This window comes from Paractinoplanes durhamensis (assembly GCF_016862175.1).
GTDB lineage: Bacteria > Actinomycetota > Actinomycetes > Mycobacteriales > Micromonosporaceae > Actinoplanes > Actinoplanes durhamensis.
On the sequence record NZ_BOML01000051.1, the window covers coordinates 1 to 26426 of the forward strand.

Consider the following 26426-nt stretch of genomic DNA (forward strand, 5'->3'; position numbering starts at 1 on the left):
GCACCCGGTGAGTGCGCCGCCTGGCTCAGCCCCGCGCCCGGTGAGTGCGCCGCCCAGCCCATCCCCGCACCCCGTGAGCGGGCCGGCTGGCTCAGCCCCGCGCCCGGTCAGCACACCGCCCAACCCAATCAACCAAACGGTGAGCACGTCACCAGCCCAGCCAATCACCCAGTGAACGGGCAGCGCGAGAGCGCGGGAGGCCAAACAGCGCGCCGAGAGACCGCTGCGGCCACCGGGTCAGGCCTGGGTTACCGAGGGCTGGCTCGACCAGGCGAAGTTGATCCATTTGTCGGTGCGGGACCACACGTATTCGCACTTCACTACCGAGTGCGGCTTCTCGTAGATGACCGCGCAGCGGGCCTCGGCGACGTGCCCGGCGCAGTAGTCGCGGACCAGCTTCAGGGTGGCGCCGGTGTCGGCGACATCGTCGACGATCAGCACGGTCGCCCCGGACAGGTCGACGGTCTGCGGCACCGGCGGCAGCATCACCGGCAGATCCAGCCGCTCGTCGACGCCGGTATAGAACTCGACGTTGATCAGATGCAGGTTCTTCACGTCGAGCGCATAACTGATCGCCCCGGCCGGAAGCAGCCCGCCACGGGCGATCGCCAGGATGAGATCGGGCCGATACCCGTCATCGGCGACCTGCTGGGCCAGCGCACGCCCCGCCCGCCCGAAGTCGTCCCAGGTCAACGTTTCCCGCTCGCTCACGCCACTCCCCTACCACCGAATCCCCGCCACCGCGGGCGTCCCAACCGCAATGATCCAGCAGGCCGCCCCAGCGGGAAAGATCAGGTGAGCCGCCTCGCAGGCCACCGGCAGCCCAGGCGCGTTGCCCCAGCGAAGCGTTGCCCGGCGCCGCGTCGTCGCGTTGCCCCGGCGGCCGCTCAGGCGCGCTGCTCCTTGGGGAAGTGTGGGCGCAGGTTGGCGGCCATGATGCGGTCGAGGATGCGGTCGGAGAGGATGCGGGACAGCCGGGTGAGGATGGCCGCGTCCCGGCCGACCGTGTAGCGGGCGCGCGGCCGGCGCACCGTCGCGGCGCCGGCGATGATCCGGGCCGCCGCCTCGGCGGACAGCCCCGACCGGGTGAACGCGGTGGCCTGGCTGATGATCGCCTGCAGCAGCCCGCCGTAGCGGCCACGCTCGGCCGGCGACATCGCGTCGATCGTGCCGCGCATCCGCTCGATGCCGCGGCCGGTCATCTCGGTGCGTACGCCGCCGGGCTCGACCACCACCACCTGCACGCCGTGCGGCGCGAGTTCCCGCCGCAGGGCGTCGCTCATCCCCTCCATGGCGAACTTCGCCCCGGCATACGCCCCGTAGGTCGGCAGCGCGACCTTCCCGCCGACCGAGCTGATGTTGACCACCCGGCCGGAGCTGGCGTGCAGCGCGGGCAGCAGCGCCTTGGTGACCGCGACGTGGCCGAAGAAGTTCACCTCGAACTGCCGCCGCCACTCGTCCATCGACAACAGCTCCACCGGTGCGTTGATGGCGATGCCGGCGTTGTTGATCACCGCCCGCAGCGGCCGCCGCGCCGGGTCGGCGGCGACGCGCCGGGCGACCGCCTCGATCTGCGCCGGGTCGGTGACGTCGAGCAGAACGGGCTCCAGGCCGGGCCCGCGCAGCGCCTCGCCGTCGGCCTCGCGCCGGACGCCGGCGAGCACGTGGTAGCCGCGGCGGGCCAACTCACGGGCGGTGGCCGCGCCCATGCCGGTGGATGCGCCGCTGATCAGAACGAGCTCTTCATGTGACGTTGTCATACGAACCAAGGTAGCAGCTCATGTGACGCTGTCAAGTGAACGGGCTGACGTTGTCAGGTAGATTGGCGGCGTGGTCAGCAGAGTGGAGAGCGCGGCGGCAACCCGGCGTGCGCTGGTCGACGCGGCCGCCGACCTGCTCGACGAGGGCGGCCCGGACGCGGTGACCCTGCGCGCCGTGGGGGCCCGCGCCGGCGTGTCCCGCGGCGCGCCCTACGGTCACTTCCCGGACAAGGAACACCTGCTCGCCGCGGTCGCGGCCAAGAGCTGGCAGGAGGTCGGCGACCGGCTCGACGAGCTGATCGCGGACCGGGCCCTGCCCCCCGCCGTCCGCCTGGAGCGCTCCCTGGCCGGGCTCATGGAGGTCGGCCGGCGGCGCCCGCACGCGTACGCGCTGATGTTCGCCGCCCCCACCGAGGAACACCCGGACGCGATCGCCGCCGTGTCCCGCACGCACGACCAGTTCCTCGCCATCGTCGCCGAGGTCGTCAAAGGCCCGGACCGGGCCGGCCCGCTCGGCGCGCTCCTGATGACCAGCCTGCACGGCATCGTCGCGATGGAGAACAGCGGCCAGCTCACCCCGGAGAAGTGGCACGTGACCGGCGACGAACTGCTCCGCATGCTGATCGCCCGGATCGCCTAGAAACCTCAGGGCAGGTCGAAAGTGGCCACCACCGGGGCGTGATCGGACTCGGGGAACTTCCGGTCGGTGGCGAAGGACTGGGACTCGTCGTGCAGGATCTCGTTGTGGATCTCGGAGCCCCGGTAGTGGGCCAGCAGGTTCCGGGTCACCAGCATGTGGTCGAGCATGTTGCCCTGGCCCTGGTGGAACAGGGTGTAGCGGCTCGACTGCGGGACCGTCTGCTCGATCGGGACGAGCACTCTTGCGGCCAGCGCACCGTTTCCGGTGTCCTCCACCTGGCCGCGGATGGCCAGCACCGGGACCTCCTCGGGGGTGGCGTTGAAGTCGCCGGCCACCACGATGCGGGCGTCCGGGTCGCCGTCGAGGATCTGGTCGACCAGGCGGCGCACCTCCAGGGCCTGACCCATCCGCTTCATCGAGGAGATGAAGGAGCCCTCGGCCCACGAGTCGGCGCTGCGCCACGTGTACTGGTCGACCATCTGGCCGGGGATGGTGGTGGGCAGCTTCGACTTGAGGTGCACGTTGATCACGTGCAGCGGGCGGCCGCCGACGTTGAGCTCGACGTGCAGGATGGGGCGTTCGACGCCGATCTCGATGGCGAACTGGTCGGGCGGGATGGCGGTCAGCCGCCGGTAGGTGGGCGCGGCGACCAGCTCGTTGCGCAGCTGCTGGCGGGACAGCACCGGCAGGTGGGTGGCGACCACGATGTTGCGCTCGTTGTAGGCGCCGTCGTCCTTGGGCTTGGTGGTGACCAGCTCGGCACCCTCTAGAACCGTGTCGGTCAGCAGCGCGCGCAGGGCGTGCAGGGCGCGCGGCTGGCCGGGCCGCTCCTGGCCGTTGACCTCTTGGAAGCAGGCGATGTCGGCGCGCAGGCGCTGGATCTGGGGCCGCATGAGGGCGATCCGGTCGGCGAGCGAGGGCTCGACCCCGTCGGCTGTCTCGTCGAAGTTCTCGAGGTTGAACGTCGAGATGCGCAGTTCCGTCATGCCGTCAAGGTAGGCCGCTGAGCAGCGAAAACAGCGTCCTTTGTCCTAGATCGTTCAGCATGGAGCGGGGTCGATGCCTCGACCCCGCTCCACCGACATCAGTTCCCGGACGAATAGAGCTGCTGGATCTCGGTGGCGGACAGCGCCCGGTCGTACAGGTGCACCTGGTCGGCCACCCCGTCGAGGTAGTCGACCGGGTTACCGCCGTACTTCCCGCGCCCGATCACGGTGTTGCCGGTCGGCGCCGCCTGCGGCATGCAGGCACTGGCGGTGCCGGCGAGCGCACCGTCGACGTACAGCCGGAGCTCGCCCTTGACCGTGTCGCGCACCCCGACCAGGTGGTACCACTGCCCGACCGCCGGCTTGAACCCGGCGAGGGCCCGGACGCCGGCGAAGCTCATCGCGAACTTCTGGTCGGCGCCGGAGTACTGCAGGAAGAAGTCGCTGTTCGAGGCCCCGTCCTGGCTGATGATCGTCTGGAAGGCGCCGTCCGCCTTGTCGAGCTTCACCCAGGCCGCCGCCGAGTAGTCGGAGGCGGTGTTCAGCACCGGCTTCCCGGCGTCGAGGTATTGGGTGGAGCCGTTGAAATCAACGCCTTGCCCGTTATGTCCCGACACGAAGCCGGGCGAGCCGACCGGGGTCAGCGTCCCGTACGAGCCGTCGAGCGACCAGAATGCGACACCTTCCAACCCAGGGGTGCCGGCCGGCGGCTGCGGCACATTGGCCCCGGACCCGTCCGCGGACGCGATGATCTTCTTGTTGATCTTCCGGACGGCGGCCAGATCCATCTTGGCGAGCTGCCGGTCGTACGTCCAGAAGCCGTTGAGCTCCCCCTCGACGTCGGTGATCTGGGTGTAGATGGCCGCGCTGATTCCGCAGTACTTGGCCGAGGTGATCACCGCTTCCTGGTTGGCCACGTATTTCGCGGTCAAGACCGAGGACGACGGCTCCATCTCGTACGCCTGGCCGTCCCCGAACCACATGTGGTTCGAGGTCTTGAGCCCGAACCCGCCGTGCTCGCCGTCGATCGCCACCCGCGAACCGGACGGCGCCGGGGTGGCCGGCCCGAGGTACTGGTGGAAGTCGATCACGTCGCCGGCCCCGGAGTCACCGTGCGAGTTGCAGCAGTTCACCCCGCTGTGCGCGTTGACCAGCCGGGACGGGTCCTGCGCCTTGACCGCCGTGGCGATCCGCCCGGTGTCCTCGCGGCTCCACTCGCCCCAGCCCTCGTTGAACGGCACCCAGGCGACGATCGACGTCCACGACTCGTGCTCGCGCACCATCTCGTGCAGCTCGGACTCGAACTGCCCGCGCCACTCGGCGGCAATCGGCCCGGTGTTGGCGGCCGGCATGTCCTGCCAGACCAGCAGCCCGAGTTTGTCCGCCCAGTAGTACCAGCGGTCCGGCTCGACCTTGATGTGCTTGCGGACGGCGTTGAAGCCCATCGCCTTGTCCTGCTCGAGGTCGAAGCGCAGCGCCGCGTCGGTCGGGGCGGTGTTCAGGCCGTCCGGCCAGAAGCCCTGGTCGAGGTTGGCCTGGTTGAACAGGATCTTCCCGTTGAGCGTGATCCGGAGCTTCCCGTCGGCACCCGGCGCGGTCCCGATCTCCCGCATGCCGAAGTACGACCCGACCGCATCAACCGTTTTGCCGCGATCAACCAAAGAAACCGACAGGTCATACAGGTACGGATGGTCCGGGGACCAGAGGCGAGCGCGCGGCATCGGCAGGGTCAGTAGCGTGTCGGCCGCACCGGTCACCGAGCCACCACCCCGAACCGCGGCGCGCACCGTCAGACCCGTACCCGCAAAGGTGTTGACCTTGATCTTCAGAACGCCCGCGGACACCGAAGGGGTCAGCGACAGCGACGTGATCGAGGCGGCCGGCACCGGCTCCATCCAGACCGTCCGCCAGATGCCGGAGCTGCCCTGGTAGAAGATGCCGCGGTCGCCGACCCGGCGCTGCTTGCCGATCGGCTGGCCGGTCGCGTCGGTGAGGTCCTCGGCCCAGACGATCAGCTCCTGCGGGCCGCTCGCGGTGAGTGCGTCGGTGACGTCCACGTCGAAGCCGTCGTAGCCGCCGCGATGGGTGGCCACCGCCGTGCCGTTCACGTAGACCTTGGCGTCGTAGTCGACCGCGCCGAAGTGCAGCTGCAGCCGGTTGCCGGCGCCTACCTTCCACCCGGCCGGCACGGTGAAGGTCCGGCGGTACCACATCCGGTCCTCGTGCCGCTGAATGCCGGAAAGAGCACTTTCGATGGGGTACGGGACCAGGACGCGCTCGGCCAGACCCCGACCGGCCGGAACCGCCTCGCCGGTGGTGGCCTTGGCGAACTCCCAGACCCCGTTGAGGTTCTGCCATTTGTCGCGGGTGAGCTGCGGGCGGGGATATTCGGGCAGCGCGTTGTTCGGCCCGACCTTGGCGGTCCAGGGGGTGGCCAGCGGCGGGATGCCGGCGTGCCAGGCGGGGTCGGCGGCGGCCACCGCCGAGGTCAGTGGGGCGGGAGCGACGGGAGTCTCGACCGAACTGGGCGCACTTTCCGCCGGGGCCGAGGAGAAGGTGAGGAGCAGGGCGGTCGCGGACGCGGCGGCGAGCAGCCACCGGCCCCGGACATGTTGTGTCACGCGCGTTATTCCCTTCGGAGCGGAAGAGTGCGCTCGTGTTTCGCCATGAGCCAACACAGTTGAACAACGACGCTCAGGTTACGTCAAGGTTTCATGGCGATCTATGTCCAAGGGGGCAACCCTGCAACCGAACTGCGACCGGACCGGTGGGGTCGCCCACTCAACCGCCCGCCGCGGATGCCGACCTTTAGTGCCATGAGCGTGAGCAGTGGAGTGCGGCCGGTGGCGGCTGCCCTGGGTTCGTCGGGGGCGCCCGGCGCTGTCGACGATCCGCAGGACGCCCTCCTCGCCGGGCTGATCGCCTTCATGACCAAGGACACCCCCTCGGTCCAGCACATCCTCGACCTGGCCGAGCCGTTCCTGCGGGAGGCGGCCGGCCTGACCGCCGCCACCGTCTACGAGCTCGACTCGGAGACCGGCCTGCTCAACCCGACCGCCCGGGTCGGCGCGCCCGGCGCCCGGGACCTGCTCACCGCGGGCAAGGTGTTCCGGATGGCGGCCGGTGCCGCACCGCTGGCCGACGGCGGCCGGATGGCGATCCGGCTGCGCATCGGCGGGCAGACCGTCGGCGTGCTGCTGCTGACCGGCACCGGCCTGGCCGTGCTGCGCCCGGAGACGCTGTCGCCGATCGCCCTGCACTTCGCGGCCACCCTGCAGGGGATCGCCGCGGAGAAGCAGCGCCAGTTCCTGTCGCACGTCTCCGCGACCATCCGCAAGCTGTTCGAGCAGGGCATGGTCGCCACCACCGTCGAGGCGGCCGGCCGCACCCTGGTCACCTGCTCCGCCGAGGCGTTCCGCACCGACTTCGGCGCGCTCGTCCTGGTCGACGGCGAAGGCATTGTCCGCTACATCCACAGCGTCGGGATGGCCGACGGCGACGCCCAGTTCCGGCACCTGATCGGCACCGCCGCCACCGACTCCCCGGTCTGGCGGGCGATCAGCGAGGGCAAGCCCGTGCTGGTCACCGACGCCACCAACGCCGCCGTGCTGACCTGCGGATTCGTCCGCACCATGGGCCTCAGGTCGTACATCGCGATCCCGATGATGTCCGCCCAGGGCTGCGTCGGCATGATCCTGTGCGGTCAGGCCGACACCCGCGACTGGACCAGCCGGGACCGCATCCTCGCCGAGCAGCTGTCGGTCGAGGGCGCCCTGATCGTGGACAGCGCCGGTATGCGCCAGGCCGCCCAGGCGCACGTGGCACAGCTGTCCCACCAGGCGTTCCACGACTCACTGACCGGCCTGCCGAACCGCTCCTACCTGCTCGAACGCGCCGAGCAGGCGGTCGGGCACGCGGCCAGCACCGGCGGCCGGGTGGCGATGATGCTGCTCGACCTCAACGGCTTCAAGGAGGTCAACGACACCGCCGGTCACCACGTCGGCGACGGGCTCCTGCAGCAGGTCGCCAAGCGCCTGCTGGGCGCGGTCCGGGAGAACGACGTGGTCTCCCGGCTCGGCGGCGACGAGTTCGCGATCCTGCTGACCCGCGACCCCGACGAGGCGGTCGCGACGGCGGTGGCCGACCGGATCGTCGAACGGATGCGCGAGCCGTTCACCATCGACGACGTCGAGGTGAAGATCGGCGGCAGCGTCGGCATCGCCCTCTACCCCGAGGACGCCGGAGCGTACGACGCCCTGATGCGCAGCGCCGACGCCGCGATGTACGACGCGAAGCGCGACACCAAGGCCCTCGGCGGCGGCAGCCGGCGGGCGCACCCCGAGGTCAGCTGAACATCGTCGCGATCGGCAGCCCGATCAGAACGCCGCCGACCAGCAGGCCGACCCCGAACCGCCGGGCCTCCGGCAGGTAGAGGCTGCCCCCGACGATCACCAGGAACAGCGGGATCCACGCCCAGTAGGTCAGGTGCGTGCCGGCCAGCCCCGGGAAGGCCGCCGACGGGATCACGGTCGTGGCGCACGGCCCGAGGCAGCCGACGACCAGGCCGGCGAGCAGGCCGGACATCAGGCCGCGATCCAGGAACGGCGCCGGGATGGCCGGCGAGGCCACGGTGAGGATCGGATCCTCCCCCGAATGCCGGGTCAGCGAGATGATGTAGCCGGCCGGATCGTGCACGACCAGCAGGCGGCCGTCCAGCCCCGAGGCTTCCTCGACCCGCCCGCCGGCCTCCCGCCAGAGCTCCGCCACCAGGTCGAAGGCCTCGTCCCCGGCCTCGGGAAGCCGCCCGCCGCGCACGATCCGGATGCCGGACCTGGTCTCCGGGGTGCGCAGGAACTGGGCCGGGACGGGTTCGAGGCGCAGGCTGGGGTCGGCGTGCAGGGTCGCTTCCAGGCGCTGATTCACGCCCTGGGTGACCTCGGCCCGGCTGGGCCCTGCTCGCTGCACCACCTGGGCAGAATGTCGCATCCAAGCCCGTTTTTTCGGGAAATAGAGTTACGCGGCGCCGCCGCAGCCGGCTCCTCGCCAGATCGTAGGCTGGTCTTCATGATCGCTCACCCCGGCTTGCGCTTCGCCGACCACACGATCACCGTGCCGCTCGACCACTCGCGGCCCGACGGCGACACGATCGAGGTGTTCGCCCGCGAGGTGGTGGCCGCCGATCAGGTCGGGGTGGATCTGCCGTGGCTGCTCTTTCTGCAGGGTGGGCCCGGCGGGAAGGCGTCGCGGCCGGTTCGGGCGGAGAGCTGGATCGGGCGGGCCGTGCGCACCCATCGGGTGCTGCTGCTCGATCAGCGTGGCACCGGGCGGAGCACGCCGCTGGCCGCCGATGGGCGCACGCCTCAAGAGCTGGCCGATCATCTTCGGCTGTTTCGGGCCGACAGCATCGTCGCCGACGCCGAGATCCTGCGGGAGCGTCTGGCCGAGGGCTCGAAGTGGGACACGCTCGGGCAGAGCTACGGCGGGTTCGTCACCATGGCCTACCTGTCGGTCGCGCCGCAGGGGCTGCGCAACTGCTTCGTCACCGGTGGGCTGCCCGGGCTCACCGCGACCGCCGACGAGGTCTACGCCCGGACCTACCCGCGGGTGGCCGCCAAGAACGCCGAGTATTACCGCGCCTTCCCGGACGACCTCGCGGCGGTCCGCCGGGTCGCCGACCATCTGGCCGCCGAGGACGTCCGGCTGCCCGACGGGGATCGGCTCACGGTCGAGCGGTTCCGCTTTCTCGGCAGCGCCTTCGGCATGAGCGACGGCTACGCCCAGGTGCATTGGCTGCTCGACGAGGCGTGGCACGGCACGCGCCTGTCCGACACCTTCCGGTACGAGGTGATGGCCCACACCGGCTTCGTCGGCCAGCCGCTGTTCGCGCTGCAGGAGTACTGCTACGGCCAGGCGAACGGCGCCACCAACTGGGCCGCCGACCGCGCGATGGCCGACTACCCGCGCTTCGCCCCCGACGCCGACCCGCTGCTGTTCACCGGCGAGATGATGTACCCCTGGATGTTCGAGCAGATCGCCGCCCTGCGCCCGTTCGCCGGCGCCGCCGACATCCTGGCCGCAACGACCGACTGGCCGACGCTCTACGACCGCGAGCGCCTGGCCGGCAACGAGGTCCCGGTGCTGGCCGCCGTCTACGCCGACGACATGTACGTCGACGCCGGCCTGTCGCTGGAGACGGCCGCGACGGTGGGCAACGTCCGAACGTGGGTCACCAACGAGCACGAGCACGACGGCCTGCGCACGTCCGGCGACGCCGTTCTGGGCCACCTGATGGAGATGGCGGCCGGTCTGCGCTGATCGCGGCAGGTAGCCTCGGGCGATGTTCTCGCCCCAAGGTCCGTCGCTGCGTGAACTGGCTGTCCAGGCACTGTCCTCGGTCGAACGCGGCTACGACCTTCTCGCGCCGAAGTTCGATCACACCCCGTTCCGTACGCCGGAAAGCATCCTCGGTGCCACGCGCGAAGCGCTGGCCGAGCTCGGGCCGTTCGGTGCCGGGGTTGATGTCTGCTGCGGGACCGGCGCGGGCATGGAGGTTCTTCAGCCGCTGTGCCCGGGGCGGAGCACCGGGATCGACTTCAGCGCCGGCATGCTCGGGCAGGCGCGTGCCGCGCACCCGGACGCCAGCTGGGTTCGCGGCGATGCCCGGGCCCTTCCGTTCGGCGAAGCGTTCGATCTTGCGGTGACCTTCGGGGCGCTCGGGCACTTTCTGCCGGCCGAGCGGCCCGCGCTCTTCGCCGAGGTCTTCCGCGCGCTGCGGCCGGGTGGGCTCTTCGCGTTTCCGATCGGGACGCCGCCGCCGCCGACGTCGGTCGGGCACTGGGTCACGCTCGGGTTCGATGTGGCCATGCGGGTCCGGAACGCCGTGTGGCGGCCGCCGTTCGTCATGTACTACCGGACCACGCCGCTCGTTGCCGTGCGCGACGATCTGGTGGCGGCCGGCTTCGCCGTGCGGGCCGTTCCGTTGACGCCGCTGGGCCGCAACAGCGACGGAAGCCCGCGCTGCCGCCTGTTCCTCGGGCGCAAGCCCGCCTGATGGTGACCTCGGAACTGGAGCGGGACCTGCGCATCGATCGTCAGGTCGACGGCCGATAGGCAGGTCCCACACCGGTAAAAGATCAGTACTTGAAGGCCGACACCAGGTTGGTCAGCTCGCCGGACATCCGGGCCAGCTCGGCGGTCGCCTGCTTGGTCTCGGCGACGCCCTCACTGGTGGTGTGGGCCGCATCGGCCACGCCGGTGATGGTCTGCGAGATCTCCTCGGTGCCGGCCGCCGCCTCGGTGACGCTGCGGTTCATCTCGGCGGTGGTGGCGGTCTGCTCCTCGACGGCCGACGCGATGGTGGTCTGGAAGTCGCTGATCCGGCTGATCACGTCGGTGATCAGCTCGATGGCGGAGACCGCGCCGCCCGCGTCGGACTGGATCGCCTCGACCCGGCGGGAGATCTCCTCGGTGGCCTTCGACGTCTCCTGGGCCAGGTCCTTGACCTCGGACGCGACGACCGCGAAGCCCTTGCCGAGCTCGCCGGCCCGGGCCGCCTCGATGGTGGCATTCAGGGCGAGCAGGTTGGTCTGCTCGGCGATCGCGGTGATCACCTTGATCACGTTGCCGATCTCCACCGACGACGTGCTGAGCTGGTTCATCGTGGTCGAGGTGGCGGTGGCCGCGGTGACCGCCTCGGCGGCCACCCGGGCGGCCTCGCTGGCGTTCTGCGAGATCTCCCGGATCGCCGCGGCCATCTCCTCGCCGCCGGCCGAGACCGTGGTGACGCTGTGCGACACCTCGCCGGCCGCGGTGGACACCGCCGCCGCCTGGCGGGAGGTCTCGGTGGCCGAGTCGGCGATGTGCTCGGCGGTCGCCGAGATCTCCTCGGTGGCGGCGGCCAGCGCGACCGCGGAGCCGTTGATGGTGGAGACGGTGGTGCGCAGCCGGCTGACCGCGGAGTCCAGCGCGCGGCCCATCCGGCCCAGCTCGTCCTGGCTGGTCAGGCCGGCCGAGTGGGTCAGGTCGCCCTGGGCGAGCGCCTCACAGACGTCCTCGACCCGGGCGAGCGAGCGGCGGATGCCGCGGGTGACCACGAAGCCGATCAGCGCGGCGATCAGAAGACCGCCGGCGAGCAGCGCGATCGAGAGGGTGCGGCTGCTCTCGTACGCGCTGCGGGCGGCGGCGGCATCCGCCGCGGCCTCCTCGTTCTCCGCGGCCAGCAGGGCGTCGACGCTCGCGGCGATCTTCTCCATCAGCGGAACGACCGAGTCGCTCCGGACCTGGTTGAAGGCGGTCGTGTTGTGTGCGAGCCCGAACGGGATCAGCTTGTCCTGCACGAGCGTGGTGTACTCGGTCCATTGCGCGCGGAGGGCGTCGACGGTGACCGGGGTCGTGCTGGCCGCGTCGTAGGTTTCGAGGGCGACGCCGAACTTCTTCGCTTCGGCGGTGAACGCCGTCGCGAATTTCTGGGCGGTCGCGGTGTCCTCGGCCAGGGCGAGGTTGGCGGTGTCGAGGCGGGCCGTGATGACCGACGCCCGCACGTCACCGATGGCGCCGACGGCCAGTACGTTGTTGCTGTAAATCTTGTCGACGGAGTCGCTGGCCTTCGAGAGCGACATCATGCCGCTGACGCCGATGGCCAGCGCGACGACGCCGGCCGTCCCGACCGCGCCGAGAATCTTCACGCCGGTGGGCAGGTCGGCGAAGCCTCGCCGGGCGGATTTCGTAGAGGGGTTCGTCACAGCCAGCTCTTCGGCAAAAAAGTCAGCCACTTAATGCCCGATACATCAGACTTTTGCGGGCGACGCCGCGCCCCGCCCACCGGTACGGTCGTCGATATGGACCTTCAGGGCTTGCTCGACGACGCGGCGAAACGTCACCACGTGCCCGGGGCGGCCGTCGCGGTCGGGGCCGGCGGCGAGCTGTTCGAGGCGGCCACCGGCGTCATCAATCGGGACACCGGCGTCGAGGCGACCCCGGACAGCGTGTTCCAGATCGGCTCGGTCACCAAGATCTGGACGTCGTCGCTGGTCATGCAGCTGGTCGACGAGGGCCTGGTCGACCTCGACGCGCCGGTGCGCACCTATCTGCCGGAGTTCCGGGTGGTCGATCCGGTGGCGACCGAGACGGTGACGGTCCGCCAGCTGCTGACCCACACCGGTGGCTTCCAGGGCGACCTGTTCGAGGACACCGGGCGCGGCGACGACGCCGTCGCCAAGCTGCTGACCTTCCTGGGCACCGCCGGCACCCAGGTGCACCCGCCGGGCGCGATCCACTCGTACAGCAATGCCGGTTTCGTCGTTCTCGGCGCGCTCGTCGCCAGGCTGCGCGGCGACACCTGGGAGTCGGTGATGCGCCAACGGCTGGTCGAGCCGCTCGGCGTCACCCACATGGCGCTGCACCTCGACGAGGGCCTGTTCTACCGGGCGGCGGTGGGGCACCTGCCGCCGGAAAACAGCGTCGCCCGCATCGGCCTGCCCCGCTCCAACGCCCCGGCCGGGTCGGTCCCGGCCGCGGCGCCGCGTGAGCTGATCAAGCTCGGCCGGATGTTCCTGGCCGACGGCGTGGCCGCCGACGGCACTCGGGTGCTGCCGGCCGGCACCTTCGCGGCCATGCTCGAACCGCAGGTCACGCTGCCCAGGCTCAGCGAGCGCGGGCCGCTGCGCTGGGGTCTGGGCTTCGAGCTGTTCGAGTGGGACGGCGTCCCGGTGGTCGGGCACGACGGCGGCACCATCGGCCAGACCACCTGCTGGCGGATCGTGCCGAGCCGGGACGTGGTGATCGCGATCAACGCGAACGGCGGCGACGCCACCCCGCTCATCGACGACGTGCTGACCGCGGTCCTCGCCGAGACGGCCGGCATCCGGGTGCCGGCCCGGCTGCGGCCACCGGCCGAGCCGGTGCCGTTCGACCCGGCCCCCTACGTGGGCAGCTACGAGGGGCCGGTCGCCCGCTACGACGTGGCCGCGGCCGACGGTGGCCTCGACATCACCACCATCCCGAAGGGGCTGGCCGCCGAGCTCGGCGAGAAGCCGCGGACCGCCCGCAGCGTCGCCGTCGGCGGCGACCGCTTCGTCGCGGTCGAGCCCGAGGAGGGCGTCCACTCGGTGGCGATGTTCATCGAGGGCGGACGCTACCTCTACGGCGGCGTGCGGGCGATCGCCCGCGTGGCCTAGCGCAACTCGGACCAGTCGAGCAAGCCGGCGCCCAGGTCGCGGACGGTGGCCAGCAGGCCGAGCCGGGCGGCCCGCAGCGCCGGATCGTCGGCCATCACGAAGACCTCGTCGAAGAAGGTGGCCAGCGGCCCGGCCAGCCGGGCAACCACCGCGGTGAACTCGAAAAGGTCCGGCTCGGCCGGCGCTCGCACCGCGGCGACCGCGTCGTGCAGGGCCAGCTCGGCCGGTTCTTTCAGCACGGTCGGGTCGTAACCGGCGGGAACCTCGGCGGGGACGATCCGGCGGCTGCGCTGGATCGCCTCGGCGACCGCCATGAAGTCGGGGTTGGCGGCCACCTCGCCGAGCTGGTTGAGCAGATTGACAGCGACCGACGGGCGGTCGGCGTGCGGCAGCACGGCCCGCACCCGGTCGACCGGGTAGCCCTCCTCGACCAGGGCCTGCTCCAGGCGCTTGGCCAGGAAGTCTGCGGAGGCGTCCAGGATCTCGGCGGAGACCGGAACCGGCTGGCCGGCTGCGGCGGTGGCCAGCGCCGATCGCAGCGAAAGCGGGGCCAGGGCGGGGTGCGCCCGGTGGACGGCCAGCAGGCCGAGCACGGCCCGCCGGACCGCGAACGGGTCGCTGCTGCCGGTCGGCAGCCCGACCGTCGCGGCCAGGCCGGCCACCAGGTCGAGCCGGTCGGCCAGCGACAGCAGCGCGCCGGGCAGCGACGCGGGCAGGTCGTCGCCGGTGTTGCGGGGCAGCTCGGCCTCGTAGACGGCCTGGGCCACCGCCCGGTGCTCGCCGGCGTGCAGGGCGTAGTCGCGGGCCATCACGCCGGCCAGGCTGGTCATCTCGGTGACCAGCTGCGAGCCGAGGTCGAACTTCACCAGGAAAGCGGCCCGGTCCAGGGTCGGCGAGGACAGGCCGAGATCCGCGGCCAGCGCGGCGGCGAGCGCGGCGATCCGGCCGGCCCGGTCGGCCATCGAGCCGAGCTTGTCGGTGAAGGTCAGCCGCTGCAGCCGCTCGCGCATCGACTCCAGCGCGAGCTCCCGGTCGGCGCGGTAGAAGAACGCCGCGTCCTCGTAGCGGGCCCGCAGCACCGCCTCGTTGCCCTGCCGGACCAGCTCGACGTCGACCGGGCCGTTGGCCACGGTCACGAACATCGGCAGCAGCGCACCCTCGGCGTCGCGCACCGGAAGATAGCGCTGGTGCTTGCGCATCACCGTGGTCAGCACGGCGTCCGGCAGCGACAGGTAGGCCTCGTCGAACGTGCCGAGCAGCGGCGTCGGCGCCTCCACCAGGTAGGTGATCTGGTCGATCAGCGCCTCTTCGCCGCGCACGTCGACCCGGCCGTCCGGGTAGACGTGGTCCTGCGCACCGGTGGTGATCAGCTCGCGGCGGTCCTCCGGGTCGGCGACGATGCCGTTGAAGGCGAGGGTCTCCATGAAGGTCTCGGCCGACGCGATCGCCAGGGTCGGGGTGGCCGAGGTGCGCAGCAGCCGGGTCTCCCGGCCGGCGGTCAGCGTGCCGACCGCGACCGGCACGACGTCGTCGCCCCACAGCGCGACGAGCCAGCGGATCGGCCGGCTGTAGGACAGCTGCGGGTCGCTCCATCGCATGTTCTTCGCGCCGCGCAGCCCGGCGACGACCTTCGCGAGCACCGGTCCGAGCACGGCGGCGGCGGCGCCACCGGCTTCGTGCTTATTGACCACCACATGGCGTACGCCGTTGAAGTCACCCTCCGCGGCGTCCCCGGCCGCGGCACCCTGTCCCCGCAGGAAGCCCTGCAGCGCCGGGGTGGCCGTGCCGTCCGCGGCGTACGCCTGGGCGAGCTTGGGGCCGCGCACCGTGCGTACGTGATCGGCCTCGCGGGCCGCGACGTCGCCGACCACCGCGACCAGACGCCGCGGGGTTGCGAAGACCCGCACCTCGCCGTGGGTGAGGCGGGTCGCGGCGAGACCGCTCCGGATCTCCCGCTCCAGGTAGCCGAGGGCGGCCCGGCACTCGGCCGGCGGCAGCTCCTCGGTGCCGATCTCGAAGACCAGCAGCCGGGCACCGTCCTTCTCGGCGGGCAGCGCGACCGGCGCGGCGAGGGCCGGCACCGCCGCCCGGCCGAGCGGAAGGCCCAGCTCCGCACGGCGGGTCACCCACAGCTTGGCGACCTCACCGGCGAGCCGGCGCATCCGGCCGAACTCGGCGGCCCGGTCGGCGGTGGAGACCGCACCGCGGGAGTCGAGCACGTTGAACGCCTGCGAACACTTCAGCACGTACGTGTGGGCGGGCACCGGGAGTCCGGCATCGATCAGCCGCTGCGCCTCCCCCGCGTACAGCTCGAGCAGCTGCCGGTTGGCGGCCACGTCGGCGTCGTCGAGGTAGTACCGCGACATCTCGTACTCGGTCTGGCCGAACACCTCGCCGTACGAGATCCCCGGGCCGTACTCGATGTCCTTGAAGTGGCTCTTGTCCTGCAGGGCCATGATGATGCGCTCGATGCCGTAGGTGATCTCCACGCTGACCGGATCGAGGTTGAGGCCGCCGGCCTGCTGGAAGTAGGTGAACTGGGTGATCTCCAGGCCGTCGAGCCAGACCTCCCAGCCCAGGCCCCACGCGCCGAGCGCCGGCGACGCCCAGTTGTCCTCGACGAAGCGCACGTCGTGGGCGGCGACGTCGATGCCGAGCGCGGCCAGGCTGCCCAGGTAGAGCTCCTGCGAGTTGCCCGGGTCGGGCTTGAGGATCACCTGCATCTGCGTATGGGTCTGGAGCCGGTTCGGGTTTTCCCCGTAGCGCGAGTCGTCCGGCCGCACCGACGGTTCCACGTAGACGACCCGCCACGGCTCCGGCCCCAGCACCCGCAGGAAGGTCGCCGGGTTGAGGGTTCCGGCGCCGACCTCGGTGTTCATCGGCTGGACGGTCAGGCAACCGTGTTCCGTCCAGTACGCGGTCAACCGGGCCAGGGCATCCTGCATGGTGAGCATGGGTCGCAAGTCTAGGAGAGGCGCCGAACGGGTAGACACCGAATATGCTCGCCGGAGATCTTTACGCCTTTCAGGACCTGCTTTCGGATGACGAAGCCGCGATTGTCCAGCGTGTTCGCGACTTCCTGACCACCGAGGTGGTACCGATCGCGAACGACCAGTGGTCCCGCGCCGCCTTCCCGATGCACCTGATCAAGCGCTACGCGGAGCTGGACATCGCCGGGAAACCCGGGTCGTCGCTGCTCAACGGCTGGCTGGCGCTGGAGATGGCCCGCGCCGACGCCTCGATGGCCACCTTCTACGGCGTGCACTCGGGCCTGGCGATGGGCAGCATCCGGGCCTGCGGCTCGACCGAGCAACAGGAGCGCTGGCTGCCCGCGATGGCTACGTTCGATCAGGTCGGTGCGTTCGCGCTGACCGAGCCGACCGGCGGGTCGGACGTCGCGGCCGGCCTGCGGACGACGGCCCGGCGCGAGGGCGACACCTGGATCCTCAACGGCAGGAAGCGCTGGATCGGCAACGCCACCTTCGCCGACCTGATCGTGGTCTGGGCGAAGTCGGAGGAGGACCACCAGGTGAAGGGCTTCGTGGTGCCCGGTGACGCGCCCGGTTTCACCGCCACCAAGATCGAGAACAAGATCGCCTTGCGTACGGTCCAGAACGCCGACATCACCCTCGACGATGTGCGCGTGCCCGAAACCGATCGGCTGCAACGGGCCGACTCGTTCAAGGACACCGCGAAGGTGCTGCGCGCGACCCGCAGCGGCGTCGCCTGGGAGGCGGTCGGCGTGATGCTGGCGGCCTACGAGATCGCGCTGGCCTACGCCAAGGAGCGCACCCAGTTCGGCAAGCCGATCGCCGCCTTCCAGCTGGTCCAGGACCTCCTCGTCCGGATGGCCGGCAACGTGACCGCGTCGCTGGGCATGTGCGTGCGGCTGGCCCAGCTGCAGGACGCCGGCCGCTACCGCGACGAACACTCCGCCCTGGCCAAGGCCTACTGCACCACCAGAATGCGCGAGGTGGCCGGCTGGTCCCGAGAGCTGCTGGCCGGCAACGGCATCGTCCTCGACTACGACATCGGCCGCTTCGTAGCCGACGCCGAGGCCCTGTATTCCTACGAGGGCACCCGCGAGATCAACACCCTGATCGTGGGCCGAGCGATCACCGGGGAGAGTGCTTTCGTCTGAGCCGGTAGGCGGCGACCGCCACCCGGTTGGCGCAGGTCGTGCTGCAGAAGCGGCGGGAGCGGTTCTTGGTCAGGTCGAGCACGATGCCGCAGCAGGTGTCGTCGGCGCAGGTGGTCAGGCGGGTCATCTCGTCGCCGCGGATCAGGTCGGCGACGGCCATCGCGGTTTCCACGATCACCCGGCGGACCAGGGGCTGGCCGGCGTCGACCGCGTGCACGTGCCAGTCGAGGTCGTCGTGCCGGACCAGCTGCGGGATCGCGCCGGTCTCGGCCAGCATCCGGTTGACCATCTCGGCCGCCTCGTCCCGGCCGGCCAGCAGCAGTGCGCGCAGCACCGGGCGGACGCCCTGCAACTCGTCCAGCTCGGCCTGGTCGCGGTCGCGCCGGCCGGTGTAGCGGTAGCTCGCATACCAGGCGTCGACGTCCTCGATCGTCAGCAACGTCTCCGGGTCCTCGCCGGTGTTCACCAGCTCGACCGCCGACTGCAGTGCCATCTCGGTGTCATGGGCTAAATGCACCTTGACATCTTACGCCCCTCTCCATAGCGTCACGTGTCATGACGCAGATAGCCAATGACACCCGTGCCGCCGTTCCCGTCGGCGTCAGCGGCGGACTGCTCCTGGCCGCCCTCTCGGCCACCACGTTCGGCCTCTCCGGTCCACTCGCGACCGGCCTGCTCGACACCGGCTGGAGCCCGGGCGCGATCGTGCTCACCCGCATCGCCATCGCCGCACTGGTGCTGGCGCCCTTCACGGTGGTCGCCCTGCGCGGCAAGTGGCGGCTCCTGCGCACCCAGGCTTTGCAGATCTTGCTGTACGGGGTTCTGGCCGTCGCCGGCGCCCAGTTCTGCTACTTCTCGGCCGTGGCCACGATGGACGTGGCCCCCGCGCTGCTCATCGAATACACCGCGCCGGCCGCGGTGGTCGCCTGGCTGTGGATCACCCGCGGCCAGCGCCCCGGCCGGCTGACCGTGGCCGGGGCGGCGCTGGCCGCCGCCGGCCTGGTGCTGGTGCTCGACCTGTTCTCCGGCGCCGACCTGGCCTGGTCGGGCGTGGCCTGGGCGTTCGCCGCGATGATCGGCGCCACGTCGTACTTCCTGATCTCGGCCGACACCGACAGCGGCCTGCCGCCGCTCGCGCTGGCCGGCGCCGGCCTGGTGGTCGGCGCCGTCACCCTCGGCGCCCTGGCCGTGACCGGCCTGCTCCCGATGCACGCGAACACCGCCGCCACCGCCTACGCCTTCGGCGACCTGCCCTGGTGGGCGCCGCTGGTTCTGCTGGGCGTGGTGACCGCCGCCGTCCCCTACGCGACCGGCATCGCCGCGATCCGCCTGCTCGGCTCCCGGGTGGCGTCGTTCGTGGCGCTGTGGGAGGTCGTCGCGGCCGTGCTCTTCGCGTGGTTCTTCGTCGACCAACTGCCCGGCCTGGCCCAGTTGGCCGGCGGCCTCCTGATCATCGGCGGCGTGGTCGCCGTCCGCCTGGGCGACCGCGACATCAGCTGACCGGCGGCTGTCCGGCCCGCGGTTCGTCGTCGGCGTCGACGACGAACCGCTCGACCGCCTCCGCCGCCACCCCCAGCCCGGACAGCACCCCGTCGCCGCCCTCCTCCTCCAGCAGCCCGAGGAGCACGTGCCCGGTGCCGATCACGTCGTCGCCGAGCCGCAGCGCCGTCCGGAACGTCAGCTCGAGCGCCTTCTTGGCCCGGGCGTCGTAGGGGGTCAGCACCGGATCGGCATCGCTGCGGCCCGGCAGGGTCGCGACCACGGCCGCCCGCGCCGCGCCGAGGTCGACGCCTTGCGCCCGCAACGCGTCGATCGCGACACCGTCACCGCCGAGCAGCCCGAGGACGAGGTGGGCCGGCACGATCTCGGCGTTGCCGGCCTGCTTGGCCTCGTTCATGCTGCCGACGACCGCGCTCCGCGCCGCCTGGGAGAACTTCTGGAATCCCTGCGAGGGATCCGGGTCGGGCTTGCCGACGAACCGCTTCTGCGCCGCCTGCTTGGTGACCCCCATGCTGCGCCCGATGTCGGTCCAGGACGCCCCGGACCGGCGCGCCTGATCGACGAAGTGCCCGATGAGATGGTCCGCGACATCACCGATGTGATCGGCCAGCATCATCGCGTCGGAGAGCTGATCGAGAGCGTCGGAGTTGTTCTTGGTGATCGCCGCGATGAGGTCATCCAGCCGGACCGGCGGCTTAATCTGCGTCATGCCGTCAACCCTAGGTTGACGGCATCCGATCGTCAACCCAGGGTTGACGATTTCTGGGGCATCAGACTTCGGTCCACCCCACGTTGCCGGGCCGCTCACCGTCGGCCACGAAAAGACAGGCGGCATCAAGCGCATCGCGCAGCGGTATCACCTGCGATTCCAGAAACTCCGTACGCGACCCGAAGTACCCGAACCCGACGACACCATCACCGCGCCGCGGCGCCCGCCCCCGGCTGACGAAGTAGGGCGGCTTCTTGGACGCCACCCCGAAGAGCAGCACCGACACATCCCCGCCGAGCGCCACCCCCAGGGTGTCGCCACTGTCGACGGTCACATCCACGATCAGCGGATGCTCCGCCGCCAGCCGATCCACCTCGACCAGCACCTCCCGCACGTCCTCAGCGGACACAACAGCCCGTTCCTCCGGCTCATCGCCCCACACCACCGTCGCCATAAGCAGGCATGGTAGGTCCGGTGGTGCGGATCGGGGAGCATGGATTCATGCGTTCGGACGGGTGGCATCTGACCGATGACGTTCCGGGCCGGGTCGTGGACTTTCTGCGGTCGCGGCCTGCCCTGCACACCATGCAGCTGACGGTGACCGCGCAACCACGTGCTCGTGGCACCCTCTTCGGGTGGCTGGAGACCGAGGGTGCGGTCCGTGGCTTCCTCTATCGCCTCAGCTCGCATCGAGTGCATCTGACCCGCCTCTCGCCGGAGCAGGCCGAGTCCCTTGTCGTCCATCTGGGTGCCGCCGGGCAGCAGCTCACCGGGGTGACCTCGGACCACGACACCGCCACGGCCTTCGCCGAGGCCTGGCGGCGGCACACCGGCGTCGAGGCGACGCCGAACTGGTGGGGGCGCCTGCATCGGCTGGGCACGCTGACCCCGCCGGAGCCGGAGCCGGCGGGTGCCGCCCGGCTCGCCGGTCCGGCCGACCTCGACCAGGTCATCCGCTGGTGCGGCGACTTCGCCACCGCGGTCGACGACTCCCTGGACCCGGCCGCCTGGGCGAGTTCGCGCTACGCCGACAAGCACTTCACGTTCTGGGAGACCCCGACGGGCGAGCCGGTGTCGATGGCGGGGTCGACCCGGCTGATCGGCGGCATGGTCCGGGTGGATCCGGTCTACACGCCGGCCCACCTGCGTGGGCGCGGCTATGCGGGGGCCGTGACGGTGGCGGTGAGTGCGGCGGCGCTGGCCGCGGGCGCGGGCGACGTCGTTCTGTTCACCAACCCGGCCAACCGCACCAGCAACGACCTCTACCGGCGGATCGGTTACGTCCCGCTGGCCGAGCTGACCGGCTACGCGTTCAGCCGCACGTGACGCAGGAGCGGGCGAACGGGCGCACGGCCAGCCGTTCCGGGGCGATCGGGCGGCCGCAGCGTTCGCAGATGCCGTAGGTGGCCGTGTCGAGCCGGCGCAGTGCCTCGTCGACCTCGGCGATCCGCTCGCGGGCGGCGGCCAGCAGGGCGGTCAGCTGGGCGCGTTCGAAGCCGATGGTGGCGCCCTCGGGGTCGTGCTCGTCGTCGGCGTTCGAGTCGCGCGAGGCCTCGAACAGCGCCTGCAGGTCGCGGGCCATGGTCGCCGCCTCGGCCTCCGCGTCCGCGCGCAGCCGCAGCAGCTCATCCCGGACCATCTGCGCGCCTCTCAGTCGAGACAGAACTCGTTGCCCTCGATGTCCTGCATCACGATGCAGGACTCCTCGTAGTCGTCGGAGAGCAGCAGCCGCACCCGCACCGCGCCGAGCGGGATCAGGCGGGCACACTCGGCTTCGAGGGCGGCCAGCCGCTCCTCCTTCACCAGGCCGGTGCCCACGCGCACGTCGAGGTGCACGCGGTTCTTGACCACCTTTCCTTCGGGTACGCGCTGGAAGTACAGCCGCGGACCCACCCCGGCCGGGTCGACGCACGCGAAGGCCGACCCCTGACGCTCGGGCGGCCGGGTCCGGTCGTAGTCGTCCCAGGTCGCGAAGCCCGGCGGCACCGGCGGCACGGCGTAGCCCAGCACCGCGCACCAGAATCGGGCGAGCCGCTCCGGCTCCGCGCAGTCGAAGGTGACCTGGAACTGCTTGACCGGCGACATCGCTACACCGTAGATCAGCGATCCGGGTGCCACGGGGTCAGTCGCGGCCACCAGCCCGGGACGGCGCGGCGGTAGGCCAGGTATTCGGCGCCGAATCTGCTGGTCAGGGCGGGCTGCTCATAGCCGATCACGAACGCCACCATCGCGGCCGCCACGATCACCGCGTAGCCGAGCAGCACCGGGCGCCACAGCAGCAGCGACTGGCCGAGAATCGTGGCGATGACCGCGACGTACATCGGGTTGCGAACGTAGCGGTAAATCCCGCCGACCACGAGGTGGACGGGCGGGGCGACCGGAGCCGGCGTGCCCAGGCCCTCCCGCACGAAGCGGGCGAAGGCCTGGACGAGGAACAGCGCTCCCGCGATCAGGACCGCGATGCCGAGGACGCGAAGCGGCCACCAGTGCGCGAACCCGGCGCCCACCTGCCAACCGGTCAGCAACCAGGGCACCAGCCCGGCCACCGTCCCCGGCGCGAGGGCGAAGAAGAGGGCACTTCCGCTCGCCGCACCTCGTCTGTCCACATCGCTCATTCTGCCGACCCGGCCGCGCCCGCGGAACTGTCGTTCGGGTACGGTTTGCCCGCCGGTTCCTCACCCAACGGCCAGTCGTCGCGCAAACATGAAGCCGCCTGACGTTTGAGGGAACGCTGAATGGTCGCCTTCCCAACACCGGCCGAACACTCATCTGCCCTGCTCAGGGACCTTTCAGGTCTGACCTTTCCGGGTTCAGTCTGGCCGGGTGACAGAGTCAACGGTCATTCTGGCCCTGGTGGTCATCACCGCTCTCGGTTTTGACTTCACCAACGGGTTCCACGACACCGCGAATGCGATGGCCACGTCCATCGCCACGAACGCGCTGCGGCCAAAGGTGGCCGTCGCCCTCTCCGGTCTGCTCAACCTCATAGGCGCGTTCCTCTCCGTCGAGGTCGCGCTGACCGTCACCAACGCCGTCGTGAAGATCCAGAATTCGGACGGTACGCCCAAGGAGACGCTCACCGCCGGTGGTGGTGAGGCGTTACTGATCATCGTGCTGGCCGGTCTGGTCGGCGGGATCATCTGGAACCTGCTGACCTGGCTGCTGGGCCTGCCGTCCAGCTCGTCGCACGCGCTGTTCGGCGGCCTGATCGGCGCCAGCATCGCCGGCCTCGGCTGGGCCGGGGTCAACTGGAACGGCAACGGCACCAAGCTCGACGGCGTCGTCGGGAAGGTGATCCTGCCGGCCCTGATGTCGCCGGTGATCGCGGGCGTGATCGCCGCGGCCGGCACCTGGCTCATCTACAAGGTCGTCACGGGAGTGGCGCAGCGGTTCACCGACAACGGGTTCCGCTGGGGTCAGATCGGCAGCGCCTCGCTGGTCTCGCTCGCGCACGGCACCAACGACGCGCAGAAGACGATGGGTGTCATCACCCTCGCGCTGATCGCGAGCGGCGACTGGACCGACACCAAGAACATCCCGTTCTGGGTGAAGGTGTCCTGCGCCCTGGCCATCGCCCTCGGCACCTATCTGGGCGGCTGGCGGATCATCCGCACGCTCGGCAAGGGTCTGGTCGAGATCGCGCCGCCGCAGGGCATGGCGGCCGAGTCGGCGTCGGCCGCGGTCATCCTGGCCTCCAGCCACCTCGGCTTCGCGCTGTCCACCACGCACGTCGCGACCGGCTCGATCCTGGGCTCCGGGGTCGGCAAGCCGGGCGCCCAGGTGCGCTGGCGGGTGGCCGGCCGGATGGTCTCGGCCTGGCTGATCACGCTGCCCGCGGCGGCGATCGTCGGCGCGGTCATGTGGTACATCGGCGATCTGATCGGCGGCCTCGGCGGCGCCATCGTGATCTTCCTGCTGCTGCTGGCCGCGGCCGGCTACATGTACCTGCGCTCCCGCCGGGAGCCGGTCGGGCATCACAACGTCAACGACGAGTGGGACGGCGTTCCGGCCGAGGAGCAGGTCCCGGTCACCGCGGGGGGAACGAAGTGAGCGACAACCTGGGGTTCGCCCTCGAGGGGGCGTGGAAGGTGCTGTTCGCCGGGCTGGTCCTCGGCGCCGGCCTTCCGCTGCTGTTCGCGCTGGGGATCCGGTCGCTCGCCTGGGGTGCCGGCGGTGAGGCCGAGGTGCACGAGAGCGGCGTCACCGGCCCGAAGGCGCAGCCGATCGGTACGGTCCTCGCCTTCGTGCTCTTCGCGATCGTCGTGCTCGGGATCGCTCTCGGCATCACATTCGTCGTTGCCAGCGGGTTCGGTAAGGCGCTTAGCTTCGAGCACATCTACCCGACAATCGTTCCCAAGCACTGAAACCATAGGAGCAGACGGGTGACCGAGTCTCGTTCCAACTTCTTGTCGCGCAGCGTGGAATGGCTGCGCGCCGGATATCCCACGGGCGTTCCCCGGCAGGACTACGTTGCCCTGCTCGGCGTGCTGCGCCGCAAGCTGACCGAGGACGAGATCCGCGGCCTCGCCAAGGAACTCGCCGCTCAGTCGGTGCTGTCCGACGACCCGATCAGCAGTCAGGACATCGAGGATCTGATCAGCCAGTCGATGCTGCAGGAGGCGACCCCCGCGGACGTCACGCGGGTGTCCGCCCACCTCGCCGCGGGCGGCTGGCCGCTGGTGGATCCGCCGACGGAATGATGAACCTCACATGAACGGCCGGGTGGATCACACCCGGCCGTTCACCCTTAGTAAGATCAACACTACCCAGCGTTCACATTTGGGAAACATTCGGTTAACGAGGATCGAACATCGAAAAGGTGCCGTTCATCCTCTAGAAAGCGCACAGCAACCCAGGTCAACATCGCCTGTGTGACACAAGCTTCGGTGGTCCTCGCCCTGGTGGTTGTGACGGCACTGGCCTTCGACTTCACCAACGGGTTCCACGACACCGCTAACGCGATGGCCACGACCATCGCCACCAAGGCACTGAGACCGAAGACCGCGGTTGCCCTGTCGGGCCTGCTCAATCTGGTCGGCGCCTTCCTCTCCGTCCAGGTGGCGCTCACCGTCACCAACGCCGTCGTCAAGATCCAGAATTCGAACGGTACGCCGAAGGCGTCGCTCGTCTCGGACGGCGGAAGTGCCCTGCTCCTGATAATCCTGGCCGGGCTGGCCGGCGGGATCATCTGGAACCTGTTCACCTGGCTGCTGGGCCTGCCGTCCAGCTCGTCGCACGCGCTGTTCGGCGGCCTGATCGGCGCCACCATCGCCGGCCTCGGCTGGGCCGGGGTCAACTGGAACGGGGACGGCTCGAAGCTCGACGGCGTGGTCGGCAAGGTTCTGCTCCCCGCGGTCCTGTCGCCGGTCATCGCCGGCGTGGTCGCGCTGGTCGGCACGTGGATCATTCACCGGATCACCGCCGGCCTGGCCGCCCGCTACACCGATCAGGGCTTCAAGTGGGGCCAGATCGGCAGCGCCTCGCTGGTCTCGCTCGCGCACGGCACCAACGACGCGCAGAAGACGATGGGTGTCATCACCCTCGCGCTGATCGCGAGCGGCGACTGGACCGACACCAAGAACATCCCGTTCTGGGTGAAGGTCGCCTGCGCCCTGGCCATCGCCCTCGGCACCTACCTCGGCGGCTGGCGGATCATCCGCACCCTCGGCAAGGGCCTGGTCGACATCGCCCCCGCCCAGGGCATGGCCGCGCAGTCCAGTTCGGCCGCGGTCATCCTGGCCTCCAGCCACCTCGGCTTCGCGCTGTCCACCACGCACGTCGCCACCGGCTCGGTGCTCGGCTCCGGCCTCGGCCGGCCGGGCGCGCAGGTGCGCTGGCGGGTGGCCGGCCGCATGATCACCGCCTGGCTGATCACCCTGCCGGCCGCCGGTGTGGTCGGCGCCCTGATGTGGGGCATCGGGCACCTGATCGGCGGGCTGGCCGGCGCGCTGGTCGTGTTCGCCCTGCTGGTGGCGGCCGCGGTCGCGGTGTGGCTGCGGTCGCGCCGGGCGCCGATCGGCAGCCACAACGTCAACGACGACTGGGACGTCGCCGCCGGGCCGGAGCACGCCGCGGCCGTTGCCGCGGCGGAAGCCCCGGTGGCACCCGCTCCCGCCACCGTCACCGCCGCGAGCTGAGGAGCGACGACCCATGCACAATCTCGGTTTTGCGCTCGACGGGGCCTGGCGGGTCCTGCTCGCCGGGCTGCTCCTCGGGGCCGGGCTGCCGGTGCTGTTCGCCTTCGGCATCCGGTCGCTGGCCTGGGCCGACTCGGGCGGCGTGGCCCGGCCGGCCGGACGCACCCTCGGCTACGGCCTGTTCGCCGTGGTGATCCTCGGCGTGCTGCTCGGCATCACGTTCATCGTGGCGACCGGGTTCGGCAAGGCGCTGAGCTTCGAGCACATCTACCCGACGATCGTTCCGAAGCACTGATCCCTCCCCCGCTGCTCGGCCATGTGGTGCCGAGCAGCGGGGAACGGTCATGGTGCGGTGGTGGACGTCGAGCCCCGTACCCA

26 protein-coding genes are annotated in these 26426 nt (G+C 70.7%); 13 read left to right on the forward strand and 13 right to left on the reverse strand.

The window, feature by feature from the left end; translation table 11 throughout:
* Window positions 1-237: 237 nt before the first annotated feature.
* Window positions 238-711, reverse strand: coding sequence for a phosphoribosyltransferase (locus tag Adu01nite_RS31350; RefSeq protein WP_203732196.1), 474 nt, complete (start codon window positions 709-711; stop codon window positions 238-240).
* A 176-nt stretch (window positions 712-887) separates the two neighbouring features.
* Window positions 888-1760: an SDR family oxidoreductase gene (locus Adu01nite_RS31355; RefSeq protein ID WP_203732198.1), complete on the reverse strand. Its 873-nt coding sequence runs from the start codon at window positions 1758-1760 to the stop codon at window positions 888-890.
* A 70-nt stretch (window positions 1761-1830) separates the two neighbouring features.
* Between Adu01nite_RS31355 and Adu01nite_RS31360 the strand changes: the two genes are divergently transcribed.
* Window positions 1831-2400 (forward strand): TetR/AcrR family transcriptional regulator, encoded by a 570-nt coding sequence (locus Adu01nite_RS31360; protein WP_239132828.1) that lies wholly within the window; start codon window positions 1831-1833, stop codon window positions 2398-2400.
* Window positions 2401-2405: 5 nt separating this feature from the next.
* Here Adu01nite_RS31360 and Adu01nite_RS31365 read toward each other — a convergent pair whose 3' ends face one another.
* On the reverse strand, window positions 2406-3386 hold the full coding sequence (locus tag Adu01nite_RS31365; RefSeq protein WP_203732200.1) for an endonuclease/exonuclease/phosphatase family protein: 981 nt from the start codon (window positions 3384-3386) through the stop codon (window positions 2406-2408).
* Between the two features lie 98 nt (window positions 3387-3484).
* Window positions 3485-6007 (reverse strand): LamG-like jellyroll fold domain-containing protein, encoded by a 2523-nt coding sequence (locus Adu01nite_RS31370; RefSeq protein WP_203732202.1) that lies wholly within the window; start codon window positions 6005-6007, stop codon window positions 3485-3487.
* Window positions 6008-6202: 195 nt separating this feature from the next.
* Here Adu01nite_RS31370 and Adu01nite_RS31375 point away from each other — a divergent pair, with 195 nt between their 5' ends.
* A complete protein-coding gene (locus tag Adu01nite_RS31375) occupies window positions 6203-7738 on the forward strand; it encodes a sensor domain-containing diguanylate cyclase (protein ID WP_203732203.1) in 1536 nt (511 codons plus the stop codon).
* On the opposite strand, the gene Adu01nite_RS31380 is transcribed toward Adu01nite_RS31375, so the two are convergent.
* Entirely contained in the window at window positions 7731-8354 is a 624-nt protein-coding gene (locus Adu01nite_RS31380; protein WP_203732205.1) for a hypothetical protein, read from the reverse strand. The genes Adu01nite_RS31375 and Adu01nite_RS31380 overlap by 8 nt on opposite strands.
* Window positions 8355-8450: 96 nt before the next feature.
* Between Adu01nite_RS31380 and Adu01nite_RS31385 the strand changes: the two genes are divergently transcribed.
* Window positions 8451-9701 (forward strand): alpha/beta fold hydrolase, encoded by a 1251-nt coding sequence (locus Adu01nite_RS31385; RefSeq protein WP_203732207.1) that lies wholly within the window; start codon window positions 8451-8453, stop codon window positions 9699-9701.
* A 22-nt stretch (window positions 9702-9723) separates the two neighbouring features.
* On the forward strand, window positions 9724-10437 hold the full coding sequence (locus Adu01nite_RS31390; RefSeq protein ID WP_203732209.1) for a class I SAM-dependent methyltransferase: 714 nt from the start codon (window positions 9724-9726) through the stop codon (window positions 10435-10437).
* A gap of 82 nt (window positions 10438-10519) precedes the next feature.
* Here the strand turns inward: Adu01nite_RS31390 and Adu01nite_RS31395 are convergent, their stop codons facing one another.
* Window positions 10520-12127 (reverse strand): methyl-accepting chemotaxis protein, encoded by a 1608-nt coding sequence (locus tag Adu01nite_RS31395; RefSeq protein ID WP_203732211.1) that lies wholly within the window; start codon window positions 12125-12127, stop codon window positions 10520-10522.
* 96 nt (window positions 12128-12223) lie between these two features.
* Here Adu01nite_RS31395 and Adu01nite_RS31400 point away from each other — a divergent pair, with 96 nt between their 5' ends.
* Complete coding sequence (locus Adu01nite_RS31400; protein ID WP_203732213.1) at window positions 12224-13561, forward strand: serine hydrolase domain-containing protein; 1338 nt, start codon at window positions 12224-12226, stop codon at window positions 13559-13561.
* Here the strand turns inward: Adu01nite_RS31400 and Adu01nite_RS31405 are convergent.
* The gene (locus Adu01nite_RS31405; RefSeq protein ID WP_203732215.1) at window positions 13558-16515 is read right to left on the reverse strand and encodes a glycine--tRNA ligase; all 2958 of its coding nucleotides are present in this window, start codon (window positions 16513-16515) and stop codon (window positions 13558-13560) included. The genes Adu01nite_RS31400 and Adu01nite_RS31405 overlap by 4 nt on opposite strands.
* 44 nt (window positions 16516-16559) lie before the next feature.
* Here Adu01nite_RS31405 and Adu01nite_RS31410 point away from each other — a divergent pair, with 44 nt between their 5' ends.
* On the forward strand, window positions 16560-17702 hold the full coding sequence (locus Adu01nite_RS31410; RefSeq protein ID WP_203732217.1) for an acyl-CoA dehydrogenase family protein: 1143 nt from the start codon (window positions 16560-16562) through the stop codon (window positions 17700-17702).
* Here the strand turns inward: Adu01nite_RS31410 and Adu01nite_RS31415 are convergent.
* Window positions 17677-18219 carry a CGNR zinc finger domain-containing protein gene (locus Adu01nite_RS31415; RefSeq protein ID WP_203732219.1) on the reverse strand — a complete coding sequence of 181 codons (543 nt, stop codon included), beginning with the start codon at window positions 18217-18219 and terminating at the stop codon, window positions 17677-17679. The two genes, Adu01nite_RS31410 and Adu01nite_RS31415, sit on opposite strands and share 26 nt — an antisense overlap.
* A 38-nt stretch (window positions 18220-18257) precedes the next feature.
* On the opposite strand from Adu01nite_RS31415, the gene Adu01nite_RS31420 reads away from it, so the two are divergent.
* Entirely contained in the window at window positions 18258-19202 is a 945-nt protein-coding gene (locus Adu01nite_RS31420; protein WP_203732221.1) for an EamA family transporter, read from the forward strand.
* Here the strand turns inward: Adu01nite_RS31420 and Adu01nite_RS31425 are convergent.
* Window positions 19195-19911, reverse strand: a complete 717-nt coding sequence (locus Adu01nite_RS31425; protein WP_203732223.1) for a Clp protease N-terminal domain-containing protein — start codon at window positions 19909-19911, stop codon at window positions 19195-19197. The genes Adu01nite_RS31420 and Adu01nite_RS31425 overlap by 8 nt on opposite strands.
* A 61-nt stretch (window positions 19912-19972) precedes the next feature.
* A complete protein-coding gene (locus Adu01nite_RS31430; RefSeq protein WP_203732225.1) occupies window positions 19973-20365 on the reverse strand; it encodes an Imm1 family immunity protein in 393 nt (130 codons plus the stop codon).
* Between the two features lie 47 nt (window positions 20366-20412).
* Here Adu01nite_RS31430 and Adu01nite_RS31435 point away from each other — a divergent pair, with 47 nt between their 5' ends.
* On the forward strand, window positions 20413-21237 hold the full coding sequence (locus Adu01nite_RS31435) for a GNAT family N-acetyltransferase (protein WP_203732227.1): 825 nt from the start codon (window positions 20413-20415) through the stop codon (window positions 21235-21237).
* Here the strand turns inward: Adu01nite_RS31435 and Adu01nite_RS31440 are convergent.
* Genes Adu01nite_RS31440 through Adu01nite_RS31450 form a run of 3 tightly spaced genes read right to left on the reverse strand, consistent with a single transcriptional unit; the run spans window position 21224 to window position 22517 of the window.
* Window positions 21224-21550: a TraR/DksA family transcriptional regulator gene (locus Adu01nite_RS31440; RefSeq protein WP_203732229.1), complete on the reverse strand. Its 327-nt coding sequence runs from the start codon at window positions 21548-21550 to the stop codon at window positions 21224-21226. The two genes, Adu01nite_RS31435 and Adu01nite_RS31440, sit on opposite strands and share 14 nt — an antisense overlap.
* Before the next feature lie 11 nt (window positions 21551-21561).
* Window positions 21562-21996, reverse strand: a complete 435-nt coding sequence (locus Adu01nite_RS31445) for a VOC family protein (protein ID WP_203732231.1) — start codon at window positions 21994-21996, stop codon at window positions 21562-21564.
* A 14-nt stretch (window positions 21997-22010) separates the two neighbouring features.
* Window positions 22011-22517, reverse strand: a complete 507-nt coding sequence (locus Adu01nite_RS31450) for a methyltransferase family protein (RefSeq protein ID WP_203732233.1) — start codon at window positions 22515-22517, stop codon at window positions 22011-22013.
* 217 nt (window positions 22518-22734) lie between these two features.
* Between Adu01nite_RS31450 and Adu01nite_RS31455 the strand changes: the two genes are divergently transcribed.
* The 5 genes from Adu01nite_RS31455 (at window position 22735) to Adu01nite_RS31475 (ending at window position 26343) form a co-directional block, all read left to right on the forward strand.
* Window positions 22735-23961, forward strand: coding sequence for an inorganic phosphate transporter (locus tag Adu01nite_RS31455; RefSeq protein ID WP_203732235.1), 1227 nt, complete (start codon window positions 22735-22737; stop codon window positions 23959-23961).
* Entirely contained in the window at window positions 23958-24275 is a 318-nt protein-coding gene (locus tag Adu01nite_RS31460; protein WP_203732237.1) for a hypothetical protein, read from the forward strand. Before Adu01nite_RS31455 ends, Adu01nite_RS31460 begins: the two co-directional genes overlap by 4 nt.
* 18 nt (window positions 24276-24293) lie before the next feature.
* Window positions 24294-24611 (forward strand): DUF3349 domain-containing protein, encoded by a 318-nt coding sequence (locus Adu01nite_RS31465; protein ID WP_203732239.1) that lies wholly within the window; start codon window positions 24294-24296, stop codon window positions 24609-24611.
* Window positions 24612-24782: 171 nt separating this feature from the next.
* Window positions 24783-26048: an inorganic phosphate transporter gene (locus Adu01nite_RS31470; protein ID WP_203732241.1), complete on the forward strand. Its 1266-nt coding sequence runs from the start codon at window positions 24783-24785 to the stop codon at window positions 26046-26048.
* A 13-nt stretch (window positions 26049-26061) separates the two neighbouring features.
* Window positions 26062-26343 (forward strand): hypothetical protein, encoded by a 282-nt coding sequence (locus Adu01nite_RS31475; protein ID WP_203732243.1) that lies wholly within the window; start codon window positions 26062-26064, stop codon window positions 26341-26343.
* The last annotated feature ends 83 nt before the right edge of the window (window positions 26344-26426 follow it).

Excerpts from the sequence above, each read along its gene's own strand:
- Adu01nite_RS31355 (WP_203732198.1), bottom strand. The coding sequence starts at position 1,760 with ATGACAACGTCACATGAAGAGCTCGTTCTGATCAGCGGCGCATCCACC.
- Adu01nite_RS31365 (WP_203732200.1), bottom strand. The coding sequence starts at position 3,386 with ATGACGGAACTGCGCATCTCGACGTTCAACCTCGAGAACTTCGACGAG.
- Adu01nite_RS31375 (WP_203732203.1), top strand. The coding sequence starts at position 6,203 with ATGAGCGTGAGCAGTGGAGTGCGGCCGGTGGCGGCTGCCCTGGGTTCG.
- Adu01nite_RS31385 (WP_203732207.1), top strand. The coding sequence starts at position 8,451 with ATGATCGCTCACCCCGGCTTGCGCTTCGCCGACCACACGATCACCGTG.
- Adu01nite_RS31390 (WP_203732209.1), top strand. The coding sequence starts at position 9,724 with ATGTTCTCGCCCCAAGGTCCGTCGCTGCGTGAACTGGCTGTCCAGGCA.
- Adu01nite_RS31400 (WP_203732213.1), top strand. The coding sequence starts at position 12,224 with ATGGACCTTCAGGGCTTGCTCGACGACGCGGCGAAACGTCACCACGTG.
- Adu01nite_RS31405 (WP_203732215.1), bottom strand. The coding sequence starts at position 16,515 with ATGCTCACCATGCAGGATGCCCTGGCCCGGTTGACCGCGTACTGGACG.
- Adu01nite_RS31410 (WP_203732217.1), top strand. The coding sequence starts at position 16,560 with ATGCTCGCCGGAGATCTTTACGCCTTTCAGGACCTGCTTTCGGATGAC.
- Adu01nite_RS31420 (WP_203732221.1), top strand. The coding sequence starts at position 18,258 with ATGACGCAGATAGCCAATGACACCCGTGCCGCCGTTCCCGTCGGCGTC.
- Adu01nite_RS31425 (WP_203732223.1), bottom strand. The coding sequence starts at position 19,911 with ATGACGCAGATTAAGCCGCCGGTCCGGCTGGATGACCTCATCGCGGCG.
- Adu01nite_RS31430 (WP_203732225.1), bottom strand. The coding sequence starts at position 20,365 with ATGGCGACGGTGGTGTGGGGCGATGAGCCGGAGGAACGGGCTGTTGTG.
- Adu01nite_RS31435 (WP_203732227.1), top strand. The coding sequence starts at position 20,413 with ATGCGTTCGGACGGGTGGCATCTGACCGATGACGTTCCGGGCCGGGTC.
- Adu01nite_RS31440 (WP_203732229.1), bottom strand. The coding sequence starts at position 21,550 with ATGGTCCGGGATGAGCTGCTGCGGCTGCGCGCGGACGCGGAGGCCGAG.
- Adu01nite_RS31445 (WP_203732231.1), bottom strand. The coding sequence starts at position 21,996 with ATGTCGCCGGTCAAGCAGTTCCAGGTCACCTTCGACTGCGCGGAGCCG.
- Adu01nite_RS31475 (WP_203732243.1), top strand. The coding sequence starts at position 26,062 with ATGCACAATCTCGGTTTTGCGCTCGACGGGGCCTGGCGGGTCCTGCTC.